Source organism: Aquabacterium sp. (assembly GCF_049274795.1).
In the GTDB taxonomy this organism is placed as follows: domain Bacteria; phylum Pseudomonadota; class Gammaproteobacteria; order Burkholderiales; family Burkholderiaceae_C; genus Aquabacterium.
Genome location: NZ_JBASTH010000100.1, coordinates 66,545 through 80,275, shown reverse-complemented (window position 1 = coordinate 80,275; position 13,731 = coordinate 66,545). Strand labels below are relative to the sequence as shown.

The window sequence follows — 13,731 nt, the reverse complement described above, 5'->3', positions numbered from 1 at the left end:
TGAAATGAACGTCATCGAAACATGGGGGAATACGCATGACTGCAGCTTTCGATGCTCGGCTACTGTCCCGACCCTCCCTGTAAACGACTGCTTCAGATGTTATCCTCAGTTTCATATGGCTGGAGGCATGTCAGCCGAGAGCGCAGGCGACCAGCAATGCCAAGCACAAAGCGGAAAAAATGGCACATAATGTGGCCCATGATCAGCACGCCCCGCACTGAAAAGTGTGTGCTGACAAGGAGTTACGGGGTGGGTTCGAGTCTCTTATCCCGCTCCAGCTTCCCTTTTTTTCGGCGCGGTAGCAAAGCGGTTATGCACCGGATTGCAAATCCGTCTAGCCCGGTTCGACTCCGGGCCGCGCCTCCAAGCATCCAACCCCGCAGCCTTTCTGGGCTGTGGGGTTTTGTTTTTGGGGTTGTCTGGGCTTAAGCCGCAACGGGTGGTGAGGTGGGGGCTTTGCCTGCCTTGGCCGCCGAGCGGCGTGCCGCCGCCTTGACCAGCTTGATCACGCGGGCCTGGTCGGCGCCGGTCAGGTCCGGGTAGATCGGCAGGCACAGTACCTGGCGTGATGCGGCCGTGGCGTGCGGCAGGTTGCTCGCGTGGGCCGAGGGAAGGCCTCGGTACATCGGGAACTCCGAGATCAGCGGGTAGAAGTAGCGGCGTGCGTAGATGTTGTGCTTCTTGAGCACGTCATAGAGGTCGTCGCGGCTGATCGGGAATTCGCTGTCGATCAGGATCGGGAAGTAGGAGTGGTTCTGCCGGCTCTCACCCGTGTCCTGCACGCACTTCAGGCCCTTGATGCCGTCAAGTTGCGAGCGGTAGATGGCATCGATCTCCTTGCGGCGCTCGATGGCGCGGTCGATGTGCTTGAGCTGCAGCAGCCCCAGGCTGGCATTGAGTTCGCTCATCTTGCCGTTGATGCCGGGCGCCACCACAGTCAGTTCGTCGACGAAGCCGAAGTTCTTGAGGTGGTCGATGCGTTGCTTGGTCTTGGCATCGGGGCAGATGATGGCGCCGCCTTCGAAGGTGTTGAACACCTTGGTGGCGTGAAAACTCAGCACCGACAGGTCGCCCGTGCGCAGGATGCTGCTGCCGCCATGCTCCACGCCGAAGGCATGGGCGGCGTCATAGATCACGCGCAGGTTGTAGTTGTCCGCGATGCGCTGGATGGCATCGACATCGCAGGGATGGCCATAGCAGTGCACCGGCATGATGGCGGTGGTCTGCGGCGTGATCGCGGCCTCGATTTGGCGCGGGTCGAGATTGAGTGTGCGTGGATCAATGTCGACAAAGACAGGCTTGATGCCATTCCACAGCAGCGAGTGCGCCGTGGCGACGAAAGAGTAGGGCGTGGTGATCACCTCCCCGGTGATGCGCAGGGACTGCAGCGCCGTAACCAGGGCGAGGGTGCCGTTGCTGAACAGGGCGATGTGATCGACCCCCAGGTACTCGCACAGGGCCTTTTCAAGTTGCTGGTGGAACGGGCCGCCATTGGTCAGCACCTTGCTGTTCCAGATCTGTTCCAGATAGGGGGCAAACTCTGCCAGTGGCGGCAGGAAGGGCTGGGTGACGTAGATCGGCTTGTCGCTCATGGCGGACTCCGGAAAGCAGACGGGGCGAGCGGTACGGGACATGTCACTGAGCCAGCGCGGCCCAGTCCACGTTGGGGCTGAGGTAGCCCTCCATGGCGTGGGTCGACAGGCCCGGGATGGGCGAGAGCAGCACGCGGCCGCGGTTCTCGACCACTTCGCGGAAGAAGTAGTAGTCAGTCTGGCCACTGGTCAGCGCATCATGGTCGCGCGCCAGTGCTGCCTTGGACAACAGGAAGGACGCGCAGGTGGATGGCGTGGTGCGCCAGTGGTGCGAGCGGCTGAGGCAGAGTCGGGCAGTCAGTGAGGCATACATCGGGAGCATGTACTTGTCCTTGTGGTCGTACAGGGAGACCATGTCGAAGGCCTGGCCGCTGTCGTACAGCTCGAATACCTTGCTTACCCAGCCATGCTGGTGCAGGTAGTCGTTTTCCAGGAAGTACAGCAGGTCGGTGTCCGGCAACGGCAGGCCGTTGGCGTGGCCGAGGGTGATCAGAAAGGAGTTGCGGTCAGAACCGGCTTGCAGCAGTTGCAGCCGCACGCGGGCGTCTTTGCTGGCGACGTAGGGTGCGATGAAGTCAGTCTGGAGATCCTCCAGCGGGCCGTCGTACATCACGGTGATCGTCACCCGGTGGCCCAGCGGGTCGCGGGTCACGGTGTCGAGCAGGTTGCGAAAGCAGATTTCGTGCGAAAACCACTCTGGCCGCGTCTTGTTGGGGTCGCGGCTGCGGGCATTGGCCTTCACGTGCACATGGCGATAGAAGATGTGGATCTGCCTGGGGTTGTCGCTCATGTCTGTCTCGTGGGGCCGTGGGCCGATGTTGCTCGACAGCTTAGTTCTGCGAGCGCCGGACATCCGGGGCAATAGGCCCGGAAATCGTGTGCAGTTCCCGGTTTGGTGCGTGGCGACAGCGCTGGCCGTGCTCAAGAGGGAAAAGGCTGGTGTTGCCATCCCTTATGGCCCTAAAGAAAACGCCGGCTTTGCCTAGCATCGGGGAACGCCCATTCAATCCAGCCAGGGCGGGAGTCAAGGTTTTGGACCATCCGCACGATCCTTCCACGTCGGAGCACTTCGAGGAGCAGCCCATAGCGGGCGCCCCCGAGGTGGGCGGCAGCGTGCGAGCCGGCGGTGATCCCTTGCTCGAAGCGCTCTTGTGGTTGTGCCGTCACCATGGCATCGAGCGTTCCGAGCAGTCCTTGCTCGATGGCTTGGCGCTTGAGGGGCCGATGACGCCCCAGCAGGCCGTCAGCCTGCTGCGCCACGCGGGGTTCAGCGCCTCGGTGGTGCGGCGCCCTCCGAGCAAGATCCTGTCCTTGCTGATGCCGGTGGTGATGCTGCTCAAGAACGGCGATGCCTGCATCGTGACGCGTCGCCTGAGCGGTGGCCGTTCCAAGCGGTCAGGCGGCGATCGCTACGAAGTGCTGTTGCCTGGCGCGGAAGAAGAGCTGTGCACCGCCACTGAAGAAGAACTGCTGGCGGAGTACTCCGGCTACACCCTGATCGCAGCACTCAAGCCAGGAGCGCGCAGTGCGCGTCCCTCGGACGAGGATGAAGGCGAGGGCTCGCACTGGCTGTGGCAGACGATCAAGCGCTACATCCCTTACTACCGCTCGGCCATGCTGGCCGCCTTGCTCAGCAATGTGCTGATGATCCTGACGGGCCTGTTCACGTCCGTGGTATACGACCGCGTGATCCCCAACAAGGCTTTCGTGACGCTGTGGTCCATGGGGGCTGGCGTGCTGGTCGCCATTGCCTTCGATCTGGTGGCGCGGCAACTGCGCAGCTACCTGATCGACATGGCCGGCAAGAAGGCTGACCTGGCCCTGGGCAATGCCATTTTCCGCCAGGCCATGGGCATCCGGCTGGAGCACCGCCCCGAGTCGGCGGGTGCCTTTGCCCACCGGCTGGCCCAGATCGAGCTGGTGCGCGATTTCTCTACTTCCGCGACGATCTCGGCGGTGACGGACCTGCCGTTCATCTTCCTGTTCGTACTGGTGACCTGGCTGGTGGCCGGCCCGATGGTGGTGGTGCTGCTGGTGGCCATCCCTCTGATCCTGGGCATGACGCTGGGCATCCAGAGCCTGCTGCGCCGCCACATGCGGGCCAACATGGGGCAGCAGGCCGATCTGCATGGCGTGCTGATCGAGACGGTGGAAGGCATGGAGGATGTGCGCGCAGCCGGTGCGCAGGGCCACTTCATCCAGCGCTACGAGGATGCCAACGCCGCAGCCGCGGTGTCGTCGCTGAAGGCCCGCTTGCTGTCGAGCTGGGTCAACAACTTCGCGATGGTGGCGCAACAGCTGATCACGGTCGCCATGCTGCTGTGGGGAGTGCACCTGATCGATGCAGGGCAGTTGACGGGCGGGGCCCTGATCGCCGCCGTCATGTTTGGCGGGCGGGCGATCGCGCCGCTGGGCATGGTGGTCAACCTGGCATCGCGTTACCAGGGTGCCAAGGCTGCGCTCAAGTCGCTCGATCAGTTGATGGCCATGCCCACCGAGCGCGATCCAGGCAAGCGTTATCTGTCGCGCCCGGCGCTGCAGGGGCAACTGGGCATGCACGAGGTGCGCTTCGCGTATCCCCAAGGCACCAGGCAGCATGCGCCCACGGTGCTCAAAGGGGTTTCGCTCAATATCCAGCCGGGTGAACGTGTGGCCTTGCTGGGCAAGATCGGCAGCGGCAAGTCCACCATCCTGCGGATGCTGGGCGGGCTCTACAGCCCTTCGGATGGCTTCGTGGAGGTCGATGGCATTGACCTGCGGCAGATCGACCCTTCCGATTTCCGGGCGCACATGGGCTTCGTGTCACAGGAGCCACGCCTTTTTGCCGGCACGCTGAAGGACAACGTGCTGCTGGGGCGCCGCAATGCCGATGTGGAGCACTTTCTCTCGGTGGCAAGGCTGACGGGGCTGGACAAGATCGCCGCGTCGCACCCGCTGGGTTACGACCTGCCGGTGGGTGAGGCCGGAGGGCTGCTGTCCGGTGGGCAGCGACAACTGGTGGCCCTGGCGCGTTGCCTCGTGACGCACCCGCAGATCCTGCTGCTGGACGAGCCGACCAGTTCCATGGATGCGCAGGCCGAGATGAACTTCATCCGCCATCTCAAGACATCGATCGGCGAGCGCACGCTGGTGGTGGTGACGCACCGCCCCGCCTTGCTGGACGTGGTCGAGCGGGTGGTCGTGGTCGATGGGGGACGCATCCTGGCCGATGGTCCCAAGGCCCAGGTGCTGGCGGCGCTGGCCGGTAAACGCCCGGCTCCCGCGGCGGCTCCCCAGGCGGGGGCTGCTCCAGGCCCCGCTGATGCAGACGGGCACCTGATGGCGTCGGGAGCTTGAGCCATGGCACGGCGTGAGGAGCGCAACAGTGGGCGCTATTACCGGGGGGACGAAGACTTCCTCTCGGGGGTGAAGGAGGCTGAACTGGCCGAATCCACCCCGGGCGCGACCTGGGCGCTTTACCTGATGTTGGTCGTGGTGGTGGGAGCGCTGGTGTGGGCAGGCGTGGCGCGCGTCGATGAGGTCACCCGTGCCGACGGCCGGGTGGTGCCCGATGGGCGCGAGCAGATCATCGCCAGCCTGGAAGGGGGCATCCTGGGCAAGCTGATGGTGCGCGAAGGTGCGCTGGTCGAGCAGGGGCAGGCCCTGCTGCAGCTCGATCCCACCCGCGTGGAAGCGGCGCAGAACGAAGGTCAGGCCAAGCGGATTGCCCTCAGGGCCACCTTGACACGCCTGGAGGCGGAGGCTTCAGGGCGCCCCCTGCGCTTTGCGGCCGATTTGAAGGAGCATGCCGACGTGCTCCAGGCCGAAACCGAAGCCTTCCAGGCTCGGCGCATGGCGCTGGATGAATCCGTGGGCGTGATCCAGCGCAGCCTGGGGCTGATCCGGCGTGAGCTCGGCATGTCCGAGCGCATGGCGGACAAGGGGTTGATGTCCGAGGTGGAGGTGATGCGCCTGCGCCGCCAGGCCAACGAGTTGTTCCTGCAGATCCAGGAGCGCACCAACCGCTTTCGCCAGGATGCCAGTTCGGAGCTGGTGCGGGTGCGGTCGGAGCTGGCTCAACTCGACGAGCAGATGGTCGTCAAGCAGGACGTGATGCGGCGGACCACGCTTTACTCACCTGTGCGTGGCTTGGTCAAGAGCATCAAGCTGGGCACCTTGGGCGGGGTGGTGCCGGCCGGGGCCACCATCATGGAGATCGTGCCCATTGGTCCGCGGGTGCTGGTCGAGGCACGCATCCGGCCCAAGGACGTGGGCTTTGTGCGGGTTGGCTCGCCGGCAACGGTCAAGCTCACGGCGTACGACTTTTACACCTACGGCGGCCTGAGCGGCACGGTGGAGTACCTGAGCCCCGATGCGCTGGGCGAGGACCCGAAGAATGCGGCCAACACCGACACCACCTACTACCGGGCCCTGATCCGCTCGGAGGTGTCGACCCTCAAGGCGAAGGGCAAGTCGCTGTCGGTCATGCCGGGCATGACCGCGACGGTTGAAATCCGCACCGGCGAGCGTTCGGTGCTGCAGTTCCTGCTCAAGCCAGTGTTGCGGGCGCAGGAAGCATTCAGTGAGAGATGACGCCATGAAGCAAGCTTTCATGTTGACCCGATGGGTGGTGGTTTCGGCCATGAGCCTGTCGGCCGTGGCCGCCCAGGCCGCGCTGTGCAGCGAGGAGCTGGCCAACCAGGTCACGAAATCCAATGGCAAAGGGGCCGCCAAGGCGCTGGCACCGGTCGCCACGGCTCAGGATCTTGCTGTGCCCGCTGATGCGGCCTTGAACCCTATGGCGCAATTGCAGAACATTGCCCGCGAAGCCTCTCGCCGCAGTGCGCAGGTAGGGGCGGTGAAACTGCTGGCCGATGCGGCTGCCTACGATGTCGATGAAACGCGAGGGGCTGCCTTGCCCCAGGTGTCCGTCACAGGCACGGTGGGGCCGGGGGCTTCCCGCAGCACGGGCATTCCGTGGGCGTCGGGCACGTATGCCGGCGCCACGCTCAATGTGAGTGGGCTGATCTATGACGGTGGGCGCTTGAGCCAGCTCACCCAGTGGCGGCGTGAACTGGCCAAGGCGGCGACCTTCACAGCACAGTCTACTCGCGAGCAGGTGGTGCTGGAGACGATCAGCACGGCGCTGGAGCGCAACCGGTATCGGCAGCAGGCGCAGGTGTACCAGCAGTACACGCGCAAGATGGCTTGCCTCGTGGATGCCTTGCAGCAGATCGTGGCGGAAGACCGTGGCCGCGCCAGTGAACTGGTGCAGGTGCGCAAGACCCAGGCCCAGGCCGAGATGGCGCGTGATGCCGCGCTGACGCAGATGCGGCAGACGGAGATCCGGCTGCGCAAGCTGATTGGCGAGCAGATCGGCGCGGGTGATGGCATCTCTGCCGCCCTGGGCCAGACTCTGGACACCGGCGAAGTGTTGCGCCTGATGGAGCAGGGCAGTGAACTGCGCCAGATGCGCGCCCAAAGCGAGGCCTCGGAGCGCTACGCCGATGCCATGTCTGCGGCGCTCAAGCCTCAGGTCAACTGGGTGGTGTCGTCCACAGCGGGGCTGCGCGGCGAGACCAAGACGGCGAGTGCCCAGGCAGGCCTGTCGGTGACCTACTCGGTTTTTAGGGGGGGCTCCGATCAGGCTGCGGCTGCCGCCGCTAGCCGCCGTGCCGAGTCAGCCCGTCAGCAATATGCGGAACTGCTGGCCAGCCGGGCCGCGCGGGTGTCGGAGGTGCATGAAGCCGCCGTGGCCTCATTCGATCGTGCCCGGCGCTTCGTGGACATCCTGAAGGACAGCGACAAGGTGCGTGCCGCGACCTTCCAGCAATGGTCGCAGTTGGGGCGTCGCTCACTGTTCGATGTGATGTCCGCGGAAGGCGATCACTTCAACCTGCGCATTGCGTACGTCAATGCGCTGCACGATGGCTACCAGGCGAATGCACAATTGCGGTCGATGGGTGAGAGCCTGTCCACGTGGCTGGGTATCCAGGGCTTGTGAGTGCCTGGCAGACCGAAACAATATCTGATGGAGAGACTGTGAACAGCAAAGTCATCGTGCTGGTGCCGATCTACAAGGCGGAGCTCAGTGAGCTGGAGCAGTTCTCCCTGGGCTATTCGCTCGAAACCCTTGCGGCGCGCGAGGTACGTTTCATTGCGCCCGACAGCCTGGACATGTCCGCCCACCTGGCCCGCCATCCCCATATCGCGGTGGACCGCTTTGCTGACACCAGCTTCACCTCGGTGCGGGATTACAGCCGTCTGCTGATGAGCCGTGGCTTCTATGAGCGCTACGCATCGCACGAGTTCATGTTGATCCTGCAGACCGATGTCATCGTGCTGCGGGACGATCTGGATCACTGGTGCGCCCAGCCGTATGACTATGTGGGGGCGCCCTGGCCCAACGGGATCGAGCTGGATGTTCGCGTGGACAGATTCCGCGGGGACGCGGGACGGCTGGTGAGCACGAAGGTCGGCAATGGCGGCTTCAGCCTGCGCCGCTCGGCGCGCTGTATCGAGCTGCTCGATGAGTTCCCGGAGGCGCTGTGGTTCTTCTCGGAAACCGGGTCGAGCGAAGACCTGTTCTTCTCGCTGATGGGACCGCTCTCGGAACGGTTCACGCTGCCCGATGAGCTGACCGCTTCGCGCTTCTCGCTGGAGCTCAAGCCGAACGAGTACCTGGCATCCAATGGTGGGCAACTGCCGATGGGCGGGCATGCCTGGTGGCGCTACAACATGCCCTTCTGGGTGCCCTTGCTGCGGCGAGAGCCTCCTGTGCTGCTGCCGGAGGCGCCACCACGCAAGGTGGACATCGGTGGGCTGCCGCGCAATCTGGGGCGGCTGGAGCTGCCGACCTGACAGGCTGAGCCTGGAGGGGAGGGGCTGGCCCCTCTGAAGCGGCTGAGCGTGGTCGCCCTGGGCCTGTCACTGCCCGTTGCCGCTCAACGGCAGGTCTGTGCCACGAAGTGGCGCACTGTCTCATCGGCCAGCGCCGTGTCACGCGCTGAAGAGGCGAGGATGTCGACGTAGTAGATCGACCGCGTGGCATTGTGGCGACCCTGGCGCCAGATGTAGTCGAACATCTGCTGCACGGCCTTCGGCTCTCGGGTGCTCAGCATGGGGTTGCCATAGTTGTCGATCAGCCAGAACTGCTCGTAGCCCTGAGCCGCCAGGGCGTCGATGCAGCGCTTGTAGGACGCCAGTTGCTGTTCGTCCACGGCCTGGCATTCGAAGAACAGCAGCGGCTGGCTGCTGGCGATGATCTGAGATGCCGAGCCCAGCACGTCGTGGTCGAAGCCATCGACGTCCGACTTGAGCAGGCGGATCTGTGAGAGCTCGCCTTGCAAGGCGGCCAGGGCAATGTCGTCCATGGTGATGGTGTGGTGCACCTCACCAGTGGCGGGTTCGGACGCGGCTGCCTGGTTCAGCGGGCGGGCATGTTTGCTGCCCCCACCACCATCGAGCACGGCGCTGGCGCCTGGCCGGCCGACCAGAGCCTGCACGTTGTGGATGCGGGCTTGCGGATGCCGAGTGCGGATGAGCTGTGCGTTGTGCTGCAGGTAGCTGAAGAAACCCGAGTCGGGCTCAACGCACAGGTAGGTGAGGGCAGGGTTGGCCGCGAACATCGCCGCCACGGTGTCGCCGCAGTTCGCGCCGACGTCGATGGCCGCACTTCCGGGTGACAGGGCTTGCGCGAGCACTGGCAGGAAGCGGTCGTACAGACGGTGTTGCTGCTGGTACTGGGGCAGAAGGTGATCGGCGGGCAGGGCGATGCGGTAGCCGGGGTGTTCGATCAACTGGTCGCTTGGATGAAGCTTGGTGGGCATGGCTGCTGGCGTCGAATGGGCGGCCTGGGCCGTGGCTGCTGCAGTAGCCACGGCCTGCAGTGCCTGCGCCACCTGCACGGCCATCGTGTCCCAGCGGTACCGGCTCGCCTGGACCAGGCCGCGCTGGATGAGTGCGTCGCGCGTGGCGGGCTCCTGGATCTTCAGCAGGCCATCGCGCATCTGCCGTGCTGCATCCGGCCCGGGCGTGACGTACAGCACCGCGTCGCCGCCCACTTCGGGCAAGGAGGCCACATTGGTCGTGACGACAGGGCAGCCGCAGGCCATCGCCTCCAGCACGGGCAGGCCGAAGCCTTCGTACAGCGAGGGATAGGCCAGGCCGATTGCGCCGGCGTAGGCGCAGGCCATGTCGGCTTCGCCCAGGATGCCGACCTTGACCTCCGCGCCTTCGGCCAGGGCCAGGAGTTCAGGCTCGACGGTGCCGCCGCCCGTGCACAGGATGGTGTAGCGGCTGCGTTCTTCCCCCAGCAGGGAGAAAGCCTCGAAGAAGAGCTTGCCGTTCTTGTAGTCGCCACGGCTGCCCGACAGCAGGAAGTAGGGGCGCTGCAGGCCATGGCGTTGGCGGAAGTGGTCGAGCGTGGCGGCGTCGGGCGGTATGAAGTCGCAGCCGTTGGGGGCCACGCTCACCGGGCGCTCGCTGCCGCCCATGTGTGCCAGATGGCGCTTCAGATCAGCCGCGGTGTTGTGGGACACGCACACGAACTGGTTCGCACTGGCCATCGCGGCCTGCTTCTGGCGCCACATGGGTTCGTCCAGCGGCCAGCCCAGCACCTCGGGGATCATGTCGTGCACCATCATCAGCGTGGGGGTGCTGATGGGGCTGGTGTAGTAGGTGGAGATGAACACCTCGATCCGCAGCTCATCGCAGATCTGCTGCAGGCGTTGTCGGTCGCCGTCCATGTCTTGGTAGCTGAAGGCGGGGCCCGCCACCACCTGGATACCCGGCACCGGGGGGAAGGTGCCGGCACGGTCCAGCACGCTCACCTGTGCGGCCACGCCACTGCGCGCCCATTCGGTCAGCAGCTTGGTCCACACCCGGGCAATGCCCGAGCGGCCGATCTGGAAGAAGACGCCGTCGATCAGGACGCGGGGCATGGCGGTAGCGTGCATGGAGGCGGTCACCATTCGTGCAGGGACAGGTCAGTCTCGCCCAGAAAATCCGGGCCGACGACGAAGAAGGTGCCTTTACGCCAGTTCTTCAGGTGCCGGATCCCGGTGGACACGTTGGAGCTGCCATTGCCCAGGAAGAAATCGCAGCGCGTGGCCAGGTAGGCGTCCAGGATCACCTGCTCGCCCATCAGGATGCCGGGGTGTCCCTCCAGGTGGACGCCGGTCTGGCCTTTGCCGCGCTGGCAGTCGGTGAACGCGACCTTGTTGCCGTAACGCGCCTTGTATTCCTGGAGGATCTGCTCGCTGTCGGTCATCAGGAAGATGGACAGGCTGGGGTGGACGCTCAGGATCTGGTCGATGCGCGTGGCGTAGGCCGCGTTGAGCTCTGCCAGGTGGGCGACTTCCTGCGTCTTGTCGGTGCCGCGCACGTGCACGGCCAGCCAGGGGCGCCCGGCCATGCGGGCCTGCCACCAGGCATCCACCTTGGCGACCTGCTCCGATCGCAGGCGGATGTACTTCTGGCTCAGGTAGCGGTAGAGGCTGTTGCGGTCCAGGCCGTACAGGGGGCTTGATGCCGGGATCCAGGGCATCAGGTCGTTCAACTTGATGTGGAAGTCGCTGACGACGACGTTCTCGGGGCGCTCCAGGCCGTACAACCCCGTGAGGCGCGAGCCCTGCCCGCTCCACTTCTGGTGATCCTCGCGCGACAGGTTCTCAGCGTTCCACTTGGCGGGAAAGTAGCTGATCTCGGGTTCGATCAGGTCAGCCCACTTCAGGCCCGACACGGGCTCGAAGAAGCATTCGAAGGCGTTGACGGTGTCAGGGCCCCGGAACAGGCTGTTGCGCCCCCAGTGCACGAGCGGGATGCGGCCGGTGAGTTCGGCCAGCAGCAGTGCGCCATAGACATGGTCCAGATCAGCCCAGAAGCCGAACCCCCAGGCCTTGATGAGCAGGTAGCGGGGTGTGGTGGGCTGCGCACGCGGTGGCAGCGGCAGCGGCAGCACGCTCTCGGAGCCGGACAAATGCTGGCGCGCCGCGGTGTCGTACTGCAGCGCCAGGTCGTTGGCGCCGACACGGTGGGCGATCACCGCGAGCAGTTGCCACGCCACGCCCAGGCCTGAGTCCTGCGCCAGGGCCTGCCGGCACAGCAGATCGGCCTTCTGGAGGTTGCCCTTCCTGATGGCGTCGTAGGCCATCTGCATGGCAGCGGCGATGGCGGGGTTGTCGAGGGTGGTGGTGGACATGGGTCAGCCTGCCAGTTCGTCCGTGGCGCCTGCGAGCTGGGCCTTGCGCCACATGGCGGTGTAGATGGCTTCCAGGTTGCGGCAGAAGTTGGGGGTGTCGAACAGGGGCGTGTTGGCCCTCTTCTGGGCCAGCCGCGCCTTGACGTCGGCCAGCCGGGCCGGATCCTTGGCCAGGGCCAGGGCCAGGGCTTCGTAGCCGGCCAGGCTCTGGGTGATCAGTTCGGGCATGCCCATGGCGTGCAGCAGGCTGCCGGCCACGCGGGCCGGGAAGGCCTGGCCCATGCAGGTCACGATGGGCAGGCCGGCCATCAGGGCATCGGCGGCGGTGGTGTGGGCGTTGTAGGGGTGCGTGTCCAGGAACATGTCGGCCTGGCGGTAGCGCGCGAGGTGATCCTCGACCCGGGGGACGCGCTGGGCGAATATCAGGCGCTCAGGGCTCACACCCAGGCGCTCGGCATGTTGGCGCAGGTTCTTCTGCGACAGCTCGTTGCGTGACATCAGCCACAGCACACTGCCCGGCACCTGGCGCAGCAGTCTCATCCACACCTCGAAGATGTGCGGGGAGATCTTGTAGTCGTGGTTGAACGAGCAGAACACGACGCCCTCGTCGGGCAGGCCGCATTCGGCGCGGGTGGGCGTGTGCTCGGCGATCTGCAGGCCGCTGTCGGTCGGCAGGTAGGCATCGGGCAGGTAGACCACCTTCTCGTCGTAGAAGGCCTGGTGCTCCGGCGGGATCACATGGCGGTCCGCGATGATGTAGTCCATGCAGTCCAGGCCGAGCGTGCCGGGGTAGCCCAGGTAGTTCGCCTGCACGGGGGCCGGGCGGTGCGAGAACACATCGGTGCGCGAATCCGAGGTGTAGCCGGCCAGGTCGATGGCCACGTCCACTTCCATGTCGCGCATCACCTGCGCGATCTGGCGGGTGTTCATCTGCCGGGCGTCGACGAAGTGGTCGAAGGCATTGAGCATGCGCGTGCGCAGGCGGCTGTTGTCGTCAATGCCCAGCGAGATGGCGATGGTCTCGAAGCGGCGCTTGTCGTGGTGCTCGAAGATGCCCGCCATCAAATGGCCGACGGGGTGCTCGCGCAGGTCGGGTGACACATAGGCGATGCGGATGCGGTCGTGCTTGTAGCGCTCGCCCTTCCACAGGGGGGCGGCGGGCGGAAAGCGGTGCGCGGCGAAGATGCGGGCGCAGCTTTGATGGTCTTCGGCCGAATCGGACAGGGCCATGAAACCCAGCGACTTGCAGACGCGCTCTCCGTTGCGCACGCCTTCGATGATGCGGGCGGAGCTGGCATCGAAATCGGTCCAGTCGCAGGCGTGCAGGCGTTCGTAGGAAAGCAGGCCCTGGCCGTAGTCGTAGCGGGGGTTGATGGCCAGCAGGCGCTGGAACATGGCGATGGCCTGTTCGCTGCGCTTGAACTCCGTGAGCAAGATTGCACAGTTGCCCAGGGCGCTCTCGTAGTTGGGGTTGATCGTGAGCACCTTGTTGAAGCGCTCCAGAGCGGCCAGGTGCTGATGGGTTTCGCGCAGCAGCGCGCCGCTGTTGACCAGCGCCTCGATGTAGTCGGGCTTGGCGGCCAGGGCCTGGTCGTAGCTGGCCAGGGCTTCGTCACGCAACCCGAGCGATTGCTGGGCCGATGCGTAGGCCGCCCACAGGGGCGCGAACCCGGGCGTGCGCTGGGTGGCCTGGGCCAGCAGGGGCAGGGCCACGCCCACTTCGCCCCGCTTGAGCAAGATCACCGCCAGCGAATACACGGCGATCGGATCGAGCGGGTTGGCCTCCAGGTACTGCCTGAAACGGCGCTCGGCCTCGGCTTCCTGGCCAGCGCCCTGCAGTTCGATGGCCTTCATCAGGAATGACTGGTCCAGGACGGGAGGCAGCTCCGAGGGGGCGGGGTGCCCGCTGATGTCGTGCGGCGTGTCTGGGGTCGCAGGCATGGTCGTGATGGAAGTCAT

At 65.3% G+C, this 13,731-nt stretch carries 9 protein-coding genes and 1 tRNA gene; 5 read left to right on the top strand and 5 right to left on the bottom strand.

Annotation, left to right across the window (positions count from 1 at the left end):
• Positions 1 to 292: 292 nt before the first annotated feature.
• A tRNA-Cys gene (locus WAQ08_RS17005) sits at positions 293 to 366 on the top strand.
• Positions 367 to 425: 59 nt separating this feature from the next.
• Here the strand turns inward: WAQ08_RS17005 and WAQ08_RS17000 are convergent.
• Together WAQ08_RS17000 and WAQ08_RS16995 are read right to left on the bottom strand one after the other, a co-directional pair.
• Positions 426 to 1,592, bottom strand: coding sequence for a DegT/DnrJ/EryC1/StrS family aminotransferase (locus WAQ08_RS17000; protein WP_422193179.1), 1,167 nt, complete (start codon positions 1,590 to 1,592; stop codon positions 426 to 428).
• A 43-nt stretch (positions 1,593 to 1,635) separates the two neighbouring features.
• Entirely contained in the window at positions 1,636 to 2,382 is a 747-nt protein-coding gene (locus WAQ08_RS16995) for a hypothetical protein (RefSeq protein ID WP_422193177.1), read from the bottom strand.
• Positions 2,383 to 2,624: 242 nt separating this feature from the next.
• On the opposite strand from WAQ08_RS16995, the gene WAQ08_RS16990 reads away from it, so the two are divergent.
• The 4 genes from WAQ08_RS16990 to WAQ08_RS16975 are packed head-to-tail and all read left to right on the top strand — an operon-like array spanning position 2,625 to position 8,432.
• The gene (locus tag WAQ08_RS16990; RefSeq protein ID WP_422193175.1) at positions 2,625 to 4,928 is read left to right on the top strand and encodes a type I secretion system permease/ATPase; all 2,304 of its coding nucleotides are present in this window, start codon (positions 2,625 to 2,627) and stop codon (positions 4,926 to 4,928) included.
• 3 nt (positions 4,929 to 4,931) lie between these two features.
• On the top strand, positions 4,932 to 6,164 hold the full coding sequence (locus WAQ08_RS16985; RefSeq protein WP_422193173.1) for an HlyD family type I secretion periplasmic adaptor subunit: 1,233 nt from the start codon (positions 4,932 to 4,934) through the stop codon (positions 6,162 to 6,164).
• Positions 6,165 to 6,183: 19 nt separating this feature from the next.
• Positions 6,184 to 7,575 (top strand): TolC family protein, encoded by a 1,392-nt coding sequence (locus WAQ08_RS16980; protein ID WP_422193172.1) that lies wholly within the window; start codon positions 6,184 to 6,186, stop codon positions 7,573 to 7,575.
• A 38-nt stretch (positions 7,576 to 7,613) separates the two neighbouring features.
• The gene (locus tag WAQ08_RS16975; protein WP_422193170.1) at positions 7,614 to 8,432 is read left to right on the top strand and encodes a DUF5672 family protein; all 819 of its coding nucleotides are present in this window, start codon (positions 7,614 to 7,616) and stop codon (positions 8,430 to 8,432) included.
• A gap of 83 nt (positions 8,433 to 8,515) precedes the next feature.
• On the opposite strand, the gene WAQ08_RS16970 is transcribed toward WAQ08_RS16975, so the two are convergent.
• The 3 genes from WAQ08_RS16970 to WAQ08_RS16960 are packed head-to-tail and all read right to left on the bottom strand — an operon-like array spanning position 8,516 to position 13,713.
• Entirely contained in the window at positions 8,516 to 10,543 is a 2,028-nt protein-coding gene (locus tag WAQ08_RS16970) for an FkbM family methyltransferase (protein ID WP_422193169.1), read from the bottom strand.
• Positions 10,537 to 11,772: a hypothetical protein gene (locus tag WAQ08_RS16965; RefSeq protein WP_422193167.1), complete on the bottom strand. Its 1,236-nt coding sequence runs from the start codon at positions 11,770 to 11,772 to the stop codon at positions 10,537 to 10,539. Before WAQ08_RS16965 ends, WAQ08_RS16970 begins: the two co-directional genes overlap by 7 nt.
• Before the next feature lie 3 nt (positions 11,773 to 11,775).
• Complete coding sequence (locus tag WAQ08_RS16960) at positions 11,776 to 13,713, bottom strand: tetratricopeptide repeat protein (RefSeq protein ID WP_422193165.1); 1,938 nt, start codon at positions 13,711 to 13,713, stop codon at positions 11,776 to 11,778.
• Positions 13,714 to 13,731: the final 18 nt, after the last annotated feature.